Origin of the sequence: Candidatus Kuenenia stuttgartiensis (genome assembly GCF_900232105.1) — a bacterium.
Taxonomy (GTDB): Bacteria; Planctomycetota; Brocadiia; order Brocadiales; family Brocadiaceae; genus Kuenenia; species Kuenenia stuttgartiensis_A.
Genome location: NZ_LT934425.1, coordinates 1,496,762 through 1,512,916, shown reverse-complemented (window position 1 = coordinate 1,512,916; position 16,155 = coordinate 1,496,762). Strand labels below are relative to the sequence as shown.

At 43.5% G+C, this 16,155-nt stretch carries 17 protein-coding genes; 12 read left to right on the top strand and 5 right to left on the bottom strand.

The window, feature by feature from the left end:
• The first annotated feature begins 98 nt into the window (after positions 1 to 98).
• Complete coding sequence (locus KSMBR1_RS06870) at positions 99 to 596, top strand: PH domain-containing protein (RefSeq protein WP_099324647.1); 498 nt, start codon at positions 99 to 101, stop codon at positions 594 to 596.
• 103 nt (positions 597 to 699) lie between these two features.
• Here KSMBR1_RS06870 and KSMBR1_RS06865 read toward each other — a convergent pair whose 3' ends face one another.
• The 5 genes from KSMBR1_RS06865 to KSMBR1_RS06845 form a co-directional block, all read right to left on the bottom strand.
• Entirely contained in the window at positions 700 to 2,082 is a 1,383-nt protein-coding gene (locus KSMBR1_RS06865; protein ID WP_099324646.1) for a sugar transferase, read from the bottom strand.
• Positions 2,083 to 2,094: 12 nt separating this feature from the next.
• Entirely contained in the window at positions 2,095 to 3,585 is a 1,491-nt protein-coding gene (locus KSMBR1_RS06860) for a B12-binding domain-containing radical SAM protein (RefSeq protein WP_099324645.1), read from the bottom strand.
• Positions 3,582 to 5,114 carry a YifB family Mg chelatase-like AAA ATPase gene (locus KSMBR1_RS06855; protein ID WP_099324644.1) on the bottom strand — a complete coding sequence of 511 codons (1,533 nt, stop codon included), beginning with the start codon at positions 5,112 to 5,114 and terminating at the stop codon, positions 3,582 to 3,584. Before KSMBR1_RS06855 ends, KSMBR1_RS06860 begins: the two co-directional genes overlap by 4 nt.
• 392 nt (positions 5,115 to 5,506) lie before the next feature.
• Complete coding sequence (locus tag KSMBR1_RS06850; protein ID WP_099324643.1) at positions 5,507 to 5,707, bottom strand: DUF542 domain-containing protein; 201 nt, start codon at positions 5,705 to 5,707, stop codon at positions 5,507 to 5,509.
• Between the two features lie 128 nt (positions 5,708 to 5,835).
• Positions 5,836 to 6,645: a DNA-3-methyladenine glycosylase family protein gene (locus KSMBR1_RS06845; RefSeq protein ID WP_157820431.1), complete on the bottom strand. Its 810-nt coding sequence runs from the start codon at positions 6,643 to 6,645 to the stop codon at positions 5,836 to 5,838.
• 407 nt (positions 6,646 to 7,052) lie between these two features.
• Between KSMBR1_RS06845 and hutU the strand changes: the two genes are divergently transcribed.
• The 11 genes from hutU (at position 7,053) to KSMBR1_RS06790 (ending at position 15,977) form a co-directional block, all read left to right on the top strand.
• On the top strand, positions 7,053 to 8,738 hold the full coding sequence (gene hutU / locus KSMBR1_RS06840; RefSeq protein WP_230408050.1) for a urocanate hydratase: 1,686 nt from the start codon (positions 7,053 to 7,055) through the stop codon (positions 8,736 to 8,738).
• Positions 8,739 to 9,175: 437 nt separating this feature from the next.
• On the top strand, positions 9,176 to 9,733 hold the full coding sequence (locus KSMBR1_RS06835; protein ID WP_099324640.1) for a hypothetical protein: 558 nt from the start codon (positions 9,176 to 9,178) through the stop codon (positions 9,731 to 9,733).
• 125 nt (positions 9,734 to 9,858) lie between these two features.
• Positions 9,859 to 10,029 carry a DUF2283 domain-containing protein gene (locus KSMBR1_RS23255; RefSeq protein ID WP_197705370.1) on the top strand — a complete coding sequence of 57 codons (171 nt, stop codon included), beginning with the start codon at positions 9,859 to 9,861 and terminating at the stop codon, positions 10,027 to 10,029.
• A 370-nt stretch (positions 10,030 to 10,399) separates the two neighbouring features.
• Entirely contained in the window at positions 10,400 to 10,564 is a 165-nt protein-coding gene (locus KSMBR1_RS06825; protein WP_157820430.1) for a restriction endonuclease subunit S domain-containing protein, read from the top strand.
• Positions 10,561 to 11,322 (top strand): ATP-binding protein, encoded by a 762-nt coding sequence (locus KSMBR1_RS06820; protein WP_197705369.1) that lies wholly within the window; start codon positions 10,561 to 10,563, stop codon positions 11,320 to 11,322. Before KSMBR1_RS06825 ends, KSMBR1_RS06820 begins: the two co-directional genes overlap by 4 nt.
• 141 nt (positions 11,323 to 11,463) lie before the next feature.
• Positions 11,464 to 11,811 (top strand): STAS-like domain-containing protein, encoded by a 348-nt coding sequence (locus KSMBR1_RS06815; protein WP_099324638.1) that lies wholly within the window; start codon positions 11,464 to 11,466, stop codon positions 11,809 to 11,811.
• On the top strand, positions 11,811 to 12,434 hold the full coding sequence (locus KSMBR1_RS06810; protein WP_099324637.1) for a hypothetical protein: 624 nt from the start codon (positions 11,811 to 11,813) through the stop codon (positions 12,432 to 12,434). Before KSMBR1_RS06815 ends, KSMBR1_RS06810 begins: the two co-directional genes overlap by 1 nt.
• A gap of 102 nt (positions 12,435 to 12,536) precedes the next feature.
• Positions 12,537 to 12,827 carry a nucleotidyltransferase family protein gene (locus KSMBR1_RS06805; RefSeq protein ID WP_099324636.1) on the top strand — a complete coding sequence of 97 codons (291 nt, stop codon included), beginning with the start codon at positions 12,537 to 12,539 and terminating at the stop codon, positions 12,825 to 12,827.
• The gene (locus KSMBR1_RS06800; protein ID WP_099324635.1) at positions 12,820 to 13,191 is read left to right on the top strand and encodes a HepT-like ribonuclease domain-containing protein; all 372 of its coding nucleotides are present in this window, start codon (positions 12,820 to 12,822) and stop codon (positions 13,189 to 13,191) included. The genes KSMBR1_RS06805 and KSMBR1_RS06800 overlap by 8 nt, the downstream gene beginning before the upstream one ends.
• 247 nt (positions 13,192 to 13,438) lie before the next feature.
• Positions 13,439 to 15,394: an AAA family ATPase gene (locus tag KSMBR1_RS06795; RefSeq protein WP_099324634.1), complete on the top strand. Its 1,956-nt coding sequence runs from the start codon at positions 13,439 to 13,441 to the stop codon at positions 15,392 to 15,394.
• Positions 15,395 to 15,674: 280 nt separating this feature from the next.
• Positions 15,675 to 15,977, top strand: a complete 303-nt coding sequence (locus KSMBR1_RS06790; protein ID WP_099324633.1) for a hypothetical protein — start codon at positions 15,675 to 15,677, stop codon at positions 15,975 to 15,977.
• Positions 15,978 to 16,155 lie beyond the last annotated feature (178 nt).

Below are 16,155 nucleotides of genomic sequence, written 5' to 3'. Positions count from 1 at the left end.
AAATGTGACTCATTGGTAAAGAGAACCCGTATAAATATTTTTAATGACATGCTGTTTTTTGCCGTTAATTCCGGAACAGATACTCTCATTTAAAAAAAATGGATGAACTAAACGCTCCGAATTCACTGCCTGTTTTTGCAAAAAATACGCCGCAAACAATACTAAAACCACGTATAGAACAGTATTGGCTGCTGTTTTTTATCTCCGTGCTTTCTTTTTTTTTAAGCCTCCGGTGGCACGGAATCCACTCTCCCTTTGGACTTTGTCTGTTATCATTTGGCAGTATTCTTTTTTGTTATGGAGTGCTCACCATTTGCATTTCAAAATATTATATTGCCCAAAACGGGTTATTCCTTATAGAAGGGCCTTTTTCGACCCGTCTTAAGAAAATAGACTATAACGACATTAACAAAATACTCATACACCAGGGTGCTATTCAAAAACGCCTCCGGGTCGGCACTCTCAAAATTTTCACAAATACCATTACGTATACGCTTAAAGGCATTAAAAACCCCCACCAAATACGGGAACTTATTACCCGGGAAAGGGTTTCCTATAACGAAAGGCGCTCTTTGATGAAAAACATCCTTTCGTAAGGTAAGGTTACCATTAAAAACTAAAGTGTTACAATATTCTGGTTTTTCTTAATCTGTGCAATATGTGAAATCTGTGGTTCCCCTTTAGTATTTCCTGTTTTTTTTATTTACCCTTCCCAAACAGCATCACCCTCACCGTTTTTAATAATACGACAGTGTCCAGCAGGAAGGACATATTTTTTATGTAGTACAAATCGTATTGTAGTTTTTCTTCTGTTTGTTCAATGGTAGATGCATAGGGATATTTCACCTGTGCCCATCCGCTTAATCCTGGTTTCACGGCAAGCCGCTGGGAATAAAACGGTATATTCTTTTCAAATTCTTTTATGAATATTTCCCTCTCCGGACGCGGGCCAACCAGACTCATATCGCCCTTAATCACATTCAATAATTGCGGAACCTCGTCCAGCCTCCATTTTCTCAGAAGCCTTCCCACCTTCGTAATCCTGTGATCATTGTCCGCTGCATAAACAGCCCCTGTCTGTGATTCTGCATCGGCTACCATCGTCCGGAATTTAATAATGGTAAACCTCCCGGCGTCTTTTCCCATCCGTTCCTGCGTATAAAAAATACCTCCCCTCGACGTAATTTTAATCAAAACGGCAGTTATCGCCATTACAGGCATTAATATGATGAATAATAGTAGGGAAATAATGGTCTCTAAAACAGGTTTAATAAATTTGCCGTATAATTTTGGCTTGCTTATAACTACATGCAGCATCCACATGTCATTAATATGTTTAAACGGTATCTTGCCGGTTAGTTGTTCGTATATTGTAGGCATATCGATTACGTCCACGCCGTTCCATGAGCAATGGATCAACGTTTTAATCAGATCTGCATGTTTTTCATGAGTTATGGCAGAGATAACAGTGTCGATATTCTGCTGCCGGATGGCCTTGTTTATAACAGACCGGTCTCCCAGGACGGGCGCTCCGCATATTTGCGTGTTTAACTTTTCCGGATCATCGTCAATAAACCCCGTCACTTTTATTCCCGCTTTTTTTGCCTTGCGAATCTCCCCTAAAATGGTTCTTCCTGCCCAACCGGCGCCTATAATAAGCGCCCTCCTGTTAAAAAGCGGCTGCTCTATTATATAACTGTAGAGCATTCTCCAGCCCGTAATAAAGACAATAATGAGCGCTCCATTGATGAAGAAAACGCCCCTTCCTATCTTCAATGATCCATTTATGTAAAATATAAACGTCGTTATAACAAAGGCTACTGCAGTTGCGAAAATGATAGAGAGGGCAGTGCCGATAGATTTATAGTCCTTACGGGTATCGTATAGATCCGCAAAGGAGAATATTGTTATAAGAACAATGCCGTAAACCGCAAACGACAAGGGATTTCCTCTTACGTAACTTAGCCCGCCCTCAACGCCCAGACGAACGATTGCAGATAACAATATTGCAAGGTTTACGATGCAGATATCTCCCAACACCAGTACTATTTTTCTTCGGGAAACCGGATAATGAATTTTCATTGTTCTATCTCTTTATCTCATCCACCCGAGAAATTTTTCAATATCGCTCAAAAAAATCTTAGGATTGCGCACATAGACCGAGCTTCTTGCCTTTGCCCTTTCATATATGCGGGTGATATTTTTGTTATAATCATGAAACGTTTCTTTTACTTCCCTTTCAAGGGCAGTGAATTCTTCCTCATCCATCGTATCGCTTCTTTTTTTCACATCCTTTAGATAATAGTCGCTGGGTATCCGCAGAAAATATTCTTCATACGCCATATCCCTTTTCACCAGCCCCCTTTCAACGCCGATATCGAACAATTTTGTGCCGGGAAACGGTTCATACACCCCCACCGATGCAAAGCTTGGTTTGATTTCATACAGCAGCTTTACGGTCTCTTTTACATCTTCCTTTGTCTCCGTAGGCACACCCATCATGAAATATGCCGTCCAGTGTATCCCCGCCTTCCGGAAAAGTTTTGCGGATTCCTTTACCTGCTCCAATGACACTCCTTTGTCCATAATCTTCAGGATTCTTTCACTGCCGGACTCAACGCCTACCTTAATACTGTTGCAGCCTGCTTTTTTCATCGTTTTAAGTAGGGGAAGGTCTACCAGGTCAGCCCTTGTGTTGCAGTCCCATTTTACCTTCAGCCCTACTTTTAACAATGCATCACAAAACTCCGCAACCCTTTTTTTGCTAACGGTAAAAGAGTCGTCTTTGAAGGTAAACTGGTGTGTGCCATATCTTTCGTTAACGTATTTTATTTCTTCAATGATATTTGGTATTGAACGATACCTTACTTTCCTTGTCCAGATTTGTGTGGCGCAATAAGAGCAGTTAAACGGACAGCCCCTGCTCCCCATTATCAGCCCCATGTCCTCAGATGTGTAGGTATCTGCCCCCAACAAAGATTCCCTGTCGGGGAAGGGCAGCGTGTCCAGATTATCAATAAATTTTCCCGAACCGCTGCTTGCTTTCCTGCCGTCCCTGTAATAGGAGAGGCCTGCTATTTTCTCAAATCCCCCTTCTTTTTTCTCCAGCAAGTGTACCAGTTCCGGAAAAGCGCCTTCGCCTTCCCCGCTGATAACAAAGTCAACATCTCCGGAGATCGTTAATACTTCCTCAGGTTTTAATGTTGCGTGAGGGCCCCCAAAAACCACGTGGCATTTTTTATCGTATTTTTTCACCAATGACGCTACGGTAAAAGCAGATGCCGCTTTTGGGGTCATTACGGTAATTCCTACAATGTCCGGCCGGCAGGTTTTCAGTGTTTCCGATAGTTCTTTTATGATGTGATTTTCCGGATTTCTCAGCTCTTTTAAATAAGCGGCATACATCTCCGGCAATCTGGTATAGTCCATTCCTTTGGAGTCTTTATTGCAGTCAGCGTCATAAATCGTCACATTGTGCCCTGCTTTTTTCAGTATGGACGCCAGATAGCTCAAACCCAGGGGGAAATACCGGTTGTAATATTGGAAGAACCGGTAAAACGGTGGATCTATCAAAAGGATATTCATTTCTGCAGCCCTCTGTCCAGGCTTCTGTACTGTGTCGCTTCAGAAATATGTTCCTCTTTTATTGCATCGCTCCCGTCCAGATCAGCAATGGTGCGGGCAACCTTTAGTATTTTGCTGTGTCCGCGGGCGGAGATGCCCAGCGCTACCATTGCCTGATGCAGCAACGATTCTGCCTGCTTGTCCAGCACGCAATATTTTTTTAGCTGTTTTGAAGTCATATGTGCATTTACCTTTATTTTTTGTCCATGAAAGCGTTCTCTCTGTATCTCTCTCGCACGAACTGTCTTTTCTCTTAACGATTCAGAGGAATGTCCTTCTGCGTCCGATAAAAGCTCCCTGTAACTTACCGCCGGTATCTCCAGATGGATATCAATCCTGTCCATCAGAGGCCCTGATACCTTGGAAGAGTATTTTTGTATCTGATATGAAGTGCAGCGGCATTCCTTTTTCCTGTCGGTATAGTATCCGCACGGGCAAGGGTTCATTGCGCACACCAGCATAAAACTGGCAGGGTACGTCACCGAATTCATAGCCCGCGATATTGTAACATCGCCCGTCTCCAGCGGCTGGCGAAGCACTTCCAGCGTTTTTCTGTCGAACTCGGGAAGTTCGTCCATGAATAATACCCCGTTATGTGAAAGGCTGATTTCTCCCGCCCTTGGGGCAGACCCGCCGCCAATCAATCCTGCAGTGCTGATGGTATGGTGGGGCGCCCTGAACGGCCTTGTTGCAATTAAATATTTCTTTGCATCCAGAAGCCCCAGCACGCTGTATATTTTTGTGGTTTCGAGAGCCTCTTCAAGGGTAAGCTGCGGCATGATCGTAGGGATACGCTGCACAAGCATTGTTTTCCCCGCCCCCGGCGGCCCAACCAGCAGTACATTATGATTGCCCGCCACCGCGACGGTTAACGCCCGCTTTGCATGCTCCTGGCCCTTTATCTCTGCAAAATCAACATCATATCCCGTATGATTCCCGAACATCTTGTCGGGATCGATCCGGAATTTTTCAGGGACGATTGCCTTTGAAAGGATTCCTGCCGTTTGCTCAAACGTTTCAACCGGCAGAATGTCGATCCCTTCCACTACCGCTGCCTCAGGCGCATTCACGGAAGGGAGGATTAGCTTCCTTATTCCCAGTTCACGACATTTCAATGCCATCGGCAGGCAGCCTTTTACCGGGCGCACCTTTCCATCTAATGATAATTCACCCACAATGGCATATTCGTGCAGATCAGATATTTCTAACTGGCCTGTAGCGGCAAGGATCCCTACCGCAATCGGCAGTTCAAAAACAGGCCCTTCCTTTTTTCTGTCCGCAGGCGCAAGGTTTATTATGACATTACTGGGGAACCGGTAACCGCTGTTATTCAGCGCAGCCTTTACTCTGTCCCGGCTCTCCTTTACCGCAGTATCCGGCAGCCCCACAATAATCGTAGAAGGCATCTCTCCCTTTACGATACATATCTCTACTTCCACCAGATATCCTTCAATACCATAAACAGAAACGCTTTTTACATTTGCCAGCATATAATCGGGTCGCAGCGGGATAAAGTCAGGTTTAAATTACACTATTAAACCCGAGATTTAAATTAACATATGACCATGTTGATTAACCTTTATTTCCTGGGCAGTGGAACGTATTGGGTTAACTTTACCTGAGGGCTAAAGCCATTGATAATGTCACTTTGTAACACTTTAGTCTTTTGAAAAACTCCAATAATAGCGATGTTTTGCAGCATGGTGTGGTGGCGTATTGCATACACTCCTACTTCATGATTCGGAATTCCTTGTTCGACTTTCGTTATTCATTCGGAGGTCGGGGATGCCCTCGAAAAACACGGACATCTTGCCTTGCTCGTTTAAATTAATCAGTCATTTTAACTTAGTGCTTATGCAGCCTCGCCACCTGTCTGCCGTTGTTATTCGTCGATCGCCTTATTCAGTTTCTCAAGCAGTTTTTCCATATCTCCCCCGCTCATTGCCGCTGTTTTTTCGATGCTGAACCCACCGCCGCAGCAGGAATCTACGCCAAAATCCTTAAAAATACCAATTGTCTTAGAATATTTTTGTATCACATCATTAATAATCATATCCTTGGTAATTACTTTATTTTCACCCATTTTACATATTCTCCCTCTTATTTAAATAATCAAATAAACAATTAAACTCTCATCTTAACGCAAATATTTTTTAAAATCCACGCATTTTTGGCAGCACTTCATCCATCGTTTGTTAACAAAAACGCGGGTTATTTATTTTCTCTTGCAAGCATATAGAGGAATTGCTGGGCGTATCCTGCGTATTTCCCAAAATAATGCACCCCAAACGTGTGCAATTCATTATTTGATACGGTTTCATCTTTAAAATAAAGCCGCTGGAGGATTTTTTTTATCCATGTATCAATAGGAAACGCCTCTGAAAACCCAAGGGAAAACAAGAGAACGCAGTCTGCAATCTTGTTTCCGACGCCTGGAATCTGCAGCAGGGCTTTTTTAGCCTCCGGATAGGGGAGTTTGTTTAATGCAGTTAAAAAAGCATCGTTGATGGTATCGTTTGCCTTTTTAATATGTACTGCACGGAATCCTGTCTTTGCCATTAAAATCTGCTGGTAATCGTCCAGTTTACCCGGACGGGGAAAGGTGTGCCATTCGAAATCATGCAGCCGCACTTTCTCGCCAAAATACTCTGAGAGATTTTCAAGGTTTAACTGTATCTTTGGAATGTTTGCGGCGGAAGAACACATAAACGATATCAAACACTCCCAGGGATCCTGCCGCACGATACGCAATCCGTAAAACTTCCCTATCGCACTGTTCATGTGTGAATCCTTATTTATTTGCGATAGTATATCGCCATACGGTTCATCAAGCGCAAAAAAATTCGTTAAGAATTTTTTGCCGACGCCATAATATTCCACATGCTCTGATAACTGCCGGATTTTGAATATTCGGTTTTTTGCTGCAACGTAGAACCAATCGTCTATTTTTTTCACCCGGAACAATTGGCCGCATAAGAGTGTGTGGCTGAGATTAAAATCTTTTACCGCTAGTTTTGGCAAGGTATTATGAATCCCACATTACAAATTCATTGTAACAATTTAGTTTTTTGAAAAATTGAAAAAACTCGTTCAAAAGCTCCGGCTTAAGAACGCAATCAGTACCTTATTTGGTCATTAGTCATTAGTAATTGGAGACTGGAGATTTCTTTTAATCCGAGGTTCCCCTTTCGTATTTCACGTTTCGTGTTTGTTTGATTATAACCATGCCAGTTTAGGAGTTGTGTGCATCATTTTTAAAATTGCTTTTTTCTTCAAATAAATATAAACTCTTTTTCCAACAGTTCAGCTTACTCGAAATACATGCAAAATTACAACCCCCTTGTCCCCTTTTTTAGGTAATATCCCCTAAAACAGGACACATTTGTGAAAATAAATTACCTCTAAAGATTTTTAAGGAATTGATACTTATGACCCGACCGATGTTTTATGAATTCAGACCGGAAGGCCCGATTAAGGCGCCCACAGGAACTACCCTCAACTGCGACAACTGGGATAGCGAGGCGGCGTTGCGCATGTTGATGAATAATCTTGACCCTGATATCGCCGTTCAGCCGGAAGAACTTATTGTATATGGCGGGAATGGACGCGCCGTAAGGAACTGGAAGGAATATCAAAGGATTGTTGCCGCATTAAAAACATTAAAAAAAGACGAAACGCTCTGTGTACAGTCGGGGAAGCCGGTGTACGTGGCAAAAACGCATGAATGGGCGCCAAGGGTCATCCTCGCAAACGCCAACCTTGTCCCCGGATGGGCAAACCAGGATATATTTGATAATTACGACGCCCTCGGCCTTACTATGTATGGACAGATGACGGCAGGAAGCTGGATTTATATTGGCGCTCAGGGAATTTTGCAGGGTACCTACGAAACCTTCGCGGCATTGGCGAAAAAAGTACTGAATACCGATTCTTTAAAGGGGAAATTCGTGCTTACCGCGGGTATGGGTGGCATGAGCGGCGCACAGCCCCTTGCGGTAACAATGAATGACGGGGTAGTCCTTTGTGTGGAAGTGCGAAAGGACCGTATAGAAAAAAGGGTAAGAGAGGGATATTGTGACAAAATCACAGAGAGCCTTGATGAGGCATTGTCGTGGATATCTGATGCAAAATCCCGGCAAATACCCCTTTCAGTGGGACTGGTTGGGAATGCCGCTGTTATTCATCCGGAACTGGTAAAACGCGGAATAACCCCGGATATCGTAACGGATCAAACCCCGGCGCATGATTTAATGTCCTACGTGCCGGTGGGCGATTTAAAAGAATTGGATAACGTGCGGGAGAAAAATAAACGGGTCTATAAGGAAAAGGTCTTTGACGCCATTATCGAACACGTAAAGGCGATTTTACAGATGCAGAGAAACGGGGCAATATGCTTTGACTACGGCAACAATCTGCGTTCACAGGCGGAGTTTGCCGGTGTTTCCATGCGTGATTCACACGGGAACTACTGGTATCCCGGCTTTGTCTCCGCATTTATCAGGCCGTTGTTTTGCCAGGGGAAAGGCCCGTTTCGCTGGGCTGCGTTATCGGGGGATACGGCGGACATCGATAAGATAGACCAGGCGATTATTGAAAATTTTCCTGATGATACGGCTCTCGTTCGATGGATAAACCTTGCAAGGCAAAAGGTACCACAAGCAGGGCTTCCCGCAAGGATTTGCTGGATGGGATATGGCGAACGCGCAAAGATGGGACTCATTATTAATGATATGGTAAGAAGGGGTGTGGTGAAAGCGCCTGTGGTTATCGGAAGAGACCATCTTGACTGCGGTTCTGTTGCTTCTCCTTACAGGGAAACGGAAAACATGAAAGACGGCAGCGATGCAATTGCCGATTGGCCGTTATTGAATTTTGCCCTGAACGCAGTGAATGGCGCAAGCTGGGTAAGTTTTCACCATGGCGGCGGCGTGGGGATAGGAAACTCTCTCCATGCGGGAATGGTAATCGTTGCTGACGGAACCGCAGAGAAAGACAAGAGACTTGAAAGGGTTTTAACCGCAGACCCAGGCATAGGAATCGCACGCCATGTCGACGCCGGATACGAAGATGCAATTATTGTTGCAAAGGAAAAGGGCGTAAAAATACCGGAGTAGTTTCTTTTGCTATACTCAAAATGCCCGCAAAATGTTAGTTTTTTTATAAGGGTGGCACGGACAAACCCCGTTTGTCCGTGTTAAACTCGCACTCCATTGTCTACAAAGCATCTATTTTGAAATACGGAGCTGCAACGAAGGTAGAAAAACAGAAGTCAGCAATCAGAAGGCAGGATGTATCGTACTATCTGAATGGCGGCGTTGCTGTTCAATCTTTGTAACCTACGCCAACACAACAACATTATAAGCTGCGTAATAGCGAAATCTCTGTGGCGCACATTCACATATCTATTAACCTGAATCATGATCAAGCGAAGTGTAAGCGGGATCAGATAAGAGGGGGGGAAAGGATGAGCGTATGTTGTGGGTAATCGCCGTGGTTGTGGTCCTCGTTCGGATCATACAGGGTCACCAGGTGCTTTGAAAAAGATGAACTCATGAAAAACTGGCTTCTATTTATTGCTTTAATCATTGTGTTGACGAGTGTGTCCTGTACAGAGAAAATACACACCCTCGGAGTCCCAGATGCGTCGCTCTTCGCTCAAACACTTCCCGCCTTTTCTCTGAATGACCCGAATGGAAATACGTTTACGAACGAGAGTATTTCCAAAGATGGCATAGTGCTGGTGGTGACGGCGCCTATTTTGAAGAATAAATCCGCCCAGGAAAAGTGGAATAAGTATCTCTTAAAAGCCAAAGCGGGTTCCAAAGCCAAATTGGCTTTCCTGGAAGACATGCAACCGAGCTTATTTAAGGGCGCGGCCATCAAGGGAATGAAGAAGGATTACCAGTTCGGCAAGGAGCCGCTTCTCCTGATCGACAACGGCGGAGAGATCCGCCGGGCCCTGAAAGTGCCTAAGAAAAAGACGGTTGTCCTGGTCTACGATCGTGACGGCAAACTCGTTCATTTAGAAGCGGGCAAACCTTCGGTGCAGGCTGCCGAGACGATGTGGGAAAAAGTGAAAGATAAATATTCAATAAAGCCGATAAAATAAAAAATTTTGCAAATTTCCATGTTTTTGCTAATCTGACCGCCTAATGGGGAAAAGCAATTTCCTATCATCTATACCAATATTGCTCACAGTGGATTTCCCTTATAGAGAACGTTATTATAAAGGAGGTGGTACATCTGAAGATAAAATATTCAAAGGAAGCTGATATTGTTCTGATAGAGCTTAGAGATGGTACGCTTGGTGACTCAATAGATTTGAAGGAGGGTGTAATTCTTCATCTTGACAAGCAGGGCTTACCACTCTTGAAATTGAAATACCCGATACTTCCAGGCTTGTAACACTGAAAGAAATAAGTGTGATGATACCTGTAGAGACTGGAAAATAATATTGACTTGCTGGAAATAAGGGGATACAAGAGGAGCACCATACCATTGCGTTTACAGGGGGTGGCTATTTTTTCAAAGTCTATGTGTCTGGACACTCAAAACCAGAATTTGTGAAAACACTGCGTCTGAAAAGCGATGGATGCATGTATCTATTAATCAGTGTAGGGGCGAAGCATTTGCTGTAAATTGCCATAAATGCATTCTTGCCCAAACGGGCAAATGCTTCGTCCCTGTTTTTCCAAAAAACTAAAGTGTTACATTAATCATGTTTTTCCAGGAAACAGGGCTATACAAAAACCAAAACGGAGTTGGTCCGCTTTCTATGAGATTCCCTAATGATAAAGCAGAACAGCGCAGTATTGTTGAATATCTCAACGGTCTTCAAAGGAAATCGGAAGAACTTAAACAATTGCAATCCGAGACAGAGGCAGAACTGGCAGTCTTTACTCCAGCCTTACTGGCAAAGGCCTTTAGAGGGGAGTTGTGAAGATAACGCTCTCTATACCTACAATCAATGACTACACTACCGCAGATTTTGATGTCTTGTTTAACCTCTGGAATCAGGTAAATAACGACAATCTGGATGTGACATTTGAATTTAACCGTTGTAGGTTTTTACGCCATAATGCCGTTGCCTTTCTGGGTGGGCTTACTCGGTTAATTCAAGCCAGAGGCGGGATTGTTCGATTTGATTTGGATACGATTCACCCAAAAATAAAAGTAAACTTGGAACAGAATGGGTTTTTTTCAACATTAGGATTTGGCGGCGCTCCATGGTCTGGTAATTCAATCCCGTATCGTGAGGATTTTTGCCAAGATAAAGTTGTTCTGGTTGACTACTTGAAAACGAATTGGCTGGGGCGAGGATGGGTTCCTGTGAGTGAAATGCTGAAGGATGCCATTGTTGGCAGGGTCTGGGAGATTTACGCCAATGCCTTTGAGCATGGCCAGTCGCCCATTGGTATCTTTAGCTGCGGTCAACATTACCCGAATAAACATGAACTTAAACTTTCAGTTGTGGATTTTGGCGTTGGGATACCGTCAAATGTAAGAATGTTTTTCAAACATGATCCGCGGGCGCACTCCTTGAACGCCGCAAGCTGCCTGAAATGGGCATTTCAGCGCGGGACAACCACGAAGCCAAATAATAGAGGTCTGGGGCTTGATCTGCTTAAAGAGTTCGTAAAAATCAATAAGGGAAAACTTGAGGTATTTAGCCATGAGGGTTATGCTATACATAGATAGCAAGCGGGAAGAGTTCTTGAACAGGTCTACATTTTTTGAAGGAACTCTTATAAATATAACTTTTATTTGTGATGAATCATATTACCACTTGGCGTCAGAAGTTGTTGAAGAGCCGCTTTTTTAATCAATGGAGGTTTTAAAATGAAGATAAACGTATTTGATCTGGTTGGTGAAAACTGCATTACACTGGAGGACGGTCAGAAAATTTTCAACTTGATACACCCTGAATTATCAGGCGGCAATATCGTTGCCCTTGATTTTAAGGATGTGAAAATATTTGCATCACCGTTCTTTAATGCCGCCATTGGTCGGCTACTCAAAGATATTAAACCTGACGACCTTAACCGCCTCCTCAAAATTACAAACATTGTCCCTACAGGTTTAGCGGTTCTCAAAAGAGTTATTGAGAACTCTAAAGAGTATTATTCCAACCCTAACGTTCGTAAGGCCGTTGACGAAGTCCTGCTTGAACAGTCCGAGGCTTTATAATGGCAATCAATTATACAGTCCATGCCGAAGTAATCGATATTCGCAATGACACACCGGGGCAAGACGATATCTTTCTTGTGGATACCAATGTATGGTACTGGGTTACTTATTCCAGGGCAGATCTGGCGGATACGCGTCCCAAACCTTATCAAACAAACGACTATCCATCATACATCAGCAAGACCATTTCAGCGAAAAGCCAACTCCACAGATGCGGACTTTCTCTGGCAGAATTAGCACACCTGATCGAAAGGACGGAGCGGGAGATTTACAGCCGCTCTAATGGGGCCTTGGGTAGTAAAGAATACCGCCATAACCATTCAACAGAACGGGCCAATGTCGTAGCAGAAGTTCAAACCGCCTGGAGCCAGGTTAACACAATGGCTCAAACGCTTGACCTTCAAATAGATGAACAGGTTACTAATGCTGCTCTCTCAAGGCTTTCGAGTCAGCCTCTCGACGGCTACGATCTGTTTATCCTTGAAGCTATTTCAAAGGCAGGTGTGCTAAAGGTCATTACCGATGATGGCGACTTTGTCACAGTGCCGGGGATACAAATCTTTACGGCTAATCATCCTGTCATCAAAACTGCTCAAAGCCAGGGAAAGTTGATGAAACGGTAATGATCCTAGCCTTTATTCCCTTTGCGGTTTGAAGGTCTCAAGGTCATTGAGGTGTAGTTATGGAAAGAAGATATTGGCAATAAATGCAGTAGGAGGCAGATAATGGGAAGAGATGATATACTAGCCATTTTGCGCGACTTCAAACAGAACTTTGCGGATAAATACGGCATACTTGAAATCGGAATCTTCGGTTCGATTGCTCGGGATGAAGCGAGGGAGGACAGTGATGTTGACGTCTGTATAAAAACAAAGACTCCCAACCCGTTTGCAATGGTGCACATAAAGGAAGAGATTGAAAGCCGGGTGCGGAAACAGGTTGATATTGTCAGGATGCGGGAAAAGATGAACCCTTTTCTTAAAGAACGCATAGAGAAAGAGGGCGTCTATGTTTGATAATGACCTTGTTCTGTCAATACTCCATCAGATTGATGAAGCCCTTGGAAAAATCAAAAGTCGTTCGGAACAAATTCATAGCGCAGACGATTTTACCGATTCGCCGGCCGGTATGGAAAAGCTGGATGGTATCTGCATGCTGTTCATCTCCATCGGAGAAGCCTTGAAAAATATAGACAAAATAACAGGCGGCAGCCTTCTTTCGAAATACTCTGAAACCGACTGGAAAGGCGCCATGGGTTTCCGGGATATTATCGCACATCACTATTTTGATATTGATGCGGAAGAGGTATTTTGGATATGTGCACATGAAGTGTCACCATTATCCATTACTATTAAAAGGATGATAGAAGATTTACGGTAATGGCACTATAGAATATGTCTTAATAAAGAAGCCCCCAAGGCCAGTGTAAAGATCAACAAACATTTTAAAGAAGCGGGTGTGGCGTTTCTTTGATAAAAGTGCGGCTGGGTCAAGCGCAACGGACACAACACATATCTTTTAATTGTGATGGAAGAGTACAAAAGGAAGATAGAAGGGCTGGAATTGCAAGAGATGAAGGAAATAAAGTCCAGTTTCTCTGAGTAATTAGAACAAATAGGAGGTGTAGATGAGACTCAAAACCGTAAGAATTCATAATTACAAGTGCATTGACGATTCAGAAGAATTTTCACTAGCGCCTATTACTTGTCTAGTCGGGAAAAATGAGTCTGGAAAGAGTGCAGTCTTGCAGGCTCTCTACAAACTTAAGCCAGTGGAACGCGATCAAGCTGACTTCGATGACCTTGAGGAGTATCCAAGGAAGGGTTTAACAGATTACGAGGTAATCAAGGATGAGAAACCAGCTAATGTACTCACGACTGTATGGGAACTCGACCAAAGAGACGAAAAGGTCTTGCAGGATACATTCGGGGTGAACCCGATCAGGAGTAAGCTGGTCACAGTAACCAAAGGCTATGGAAACAAACTCTGTTGGAATACTGAGGTTGACGAAGCGAAAGTTGTAAAGCATTATCTCAAGCAACTTCGTTCCGAGAAGGGAGAGATTACAGAAGGGACCAAGGTTCTCTCTGTTGCAGATATAATCACACAACTTGAGAACATCAAGACACCCTCAGCAGAACAGGCAGAGGTTCTTGCTAAGATTAAGAAGAATATCCCAAATGGGGAACTAAGCCAAGTGGTCAATAATGCATTGGCTACACGGCTTCCAACTTTTCTCTATTTCGCTGACTACCAGAAAATGGCTGGGCGAGTTTCCTTCAATGCGCTAAGCCAGAACATAAGTTCTAAGAAACTTTTATTCTCAGAGAAGATTTTCCTTGCCTTGCTTGATTTAGCCGGCACTACACCAAAAGAAATTCAAGAGTTAGGTAAACTTGAACATTTAATAGCAAAGCTTGAGGGTGTTTCCAATAAGCTGACCCGAGAGATATTTGAATATTGGAGTCAGAATGAATACTTAAGGGTCAACTTCCGCTTCGAAAATGCACTGGCAGAGGATCCGCCGCCGTTCAATAGTGGATATGTCTTTATGACTCGTATAGAGAACACCCGACATCAAGTATCTGTAAGCTTCGAAGACCGCAGCACAGGCTTCGTTTGGTTCTTTTCTTTCTTGGCGTGGTTCTCACAAGTACGGAAGACCTATGGTACGAATCTCTTTCTACTTCTGGACGAACCCGGTCTCAGCTTGCACGCCAAAGCACAGGGAGATTTGCTCAGATACATAAACGAAAAGCTAAAACCGCACTTTCAAGTTATCTACAGTACCCATTCCCCTTTTATGGTGGATCCCGACAACATCATGGGTGTCAGGACGGTTGAAGATGTCGTAAAGAATAAGCAACCATTAGGAACTAAGATAGGCGACAAAGTTCTAAGCACGGATTCCGACACTCTGTTCCCATTACAAGCAGCCCTTGGTTATGAGATCACTCAGACTCTATTCATCGGGAAGCACACGTTGCTTGTCGAGGGACCGTCCGACCTGCTATACCTCAAGTGGTTCTCTCAGGAACTCAAATCACAATGCAAAGAAGGCTTGGATTCAAAATGGGTCATTGCTCCGGCCGGAGGAATAGACAAGATAGGCAGCTTTATTACTCTTTTCGGCTGCAACAAACTTCACATTGCCGTTTTTACAGATTTTCACGATGGTGACAAGAAGAAAATCCGCACTCTCCGAGATTCCGAGATACTTAAGAAAGGGCACGTCTTCAGTGCCGAGATGTTTGCTAACCAAGATGAAGCTGATATTGAAGATATGTTTGGTCGTTCAACGTATATAACTTTAGTGAATGAATGTTACAGCCTGAAAGGATCTCAACAGCTGTCTGACAAGAAGCCCTCAAAAGCACCAAAGCGGGTTGTTGCAGAGGTTGAGGAACATTTCAGAACGCTTTCAATAGATATTTCTGAATTCGACCACTTTGGACCAGCATCATTCTTAGTAGAAAACTCGGGCATGATAAAAAAGAACCTTCCGCATCTTGAGGAAGCTCTAGATCGATTTGACAAACTGTTCAAAGAATTGAATCTCCTTTTAAAGGACGCAGAAGAATAAAATCAACGGAGCATCCAACTGCACATAACAGCGACAAGACACGATATTCACTTTTTTTAAGAACAGTTGAGTTCGTTTTATCCCGCTTGGAGTGAGAAAGAATTGGAATTCTAGTGACACCATATCTAATTTCAGAAAATAGCAATGAGAGGCAGCACCCAGTTAGGAAATACCTATGACGCCTTTGTAGTACATACAAGGCATTGAGAGTCTGAAGATTATCAGGTAAGATGAGTTTCAACAAAAAACTTGGCGCTATGAGTTTTTCAAAAAGAGGATTATGGAGGAAATTATGGGGACAAGGGCTGAATATGAAAAGATTATTCTTAGGGAAGTTCGGGAAATGCCTGGCGAGGTGCTTCCAAAGGTTGTGAAGATCATTCACTCGTTAAAGGAAGGTGTGCTTTCTGTGAAAGTGCGTCACAAGAAGCGCGAAACCAAAGGGAGCGGTCTCTACGGCATTTGGAATGATGAGCGCTCGGCGGCAGAGATAATTAAGGATATCCGTTTGCACAGGGAGGGATTTGGAGGTAGAGCGCTAAATCCTATGGATAGAGAGTTTGAAGATTATCAGGTAGAATGAGTTTAGAACCAAATACTCTGAATTTCTACCGCAAGAATAAACATATAGTGGATGCTAAAAGTAAGTTGTCATTGCGCGGGCGATAGCCCGAAGCAATCTCTGGGAAAGATTGCTTCGCTCCGCTCGCAATGACACGTTTTTATGTAAACTTGTTTATGACGTTTACTATAGATATCAG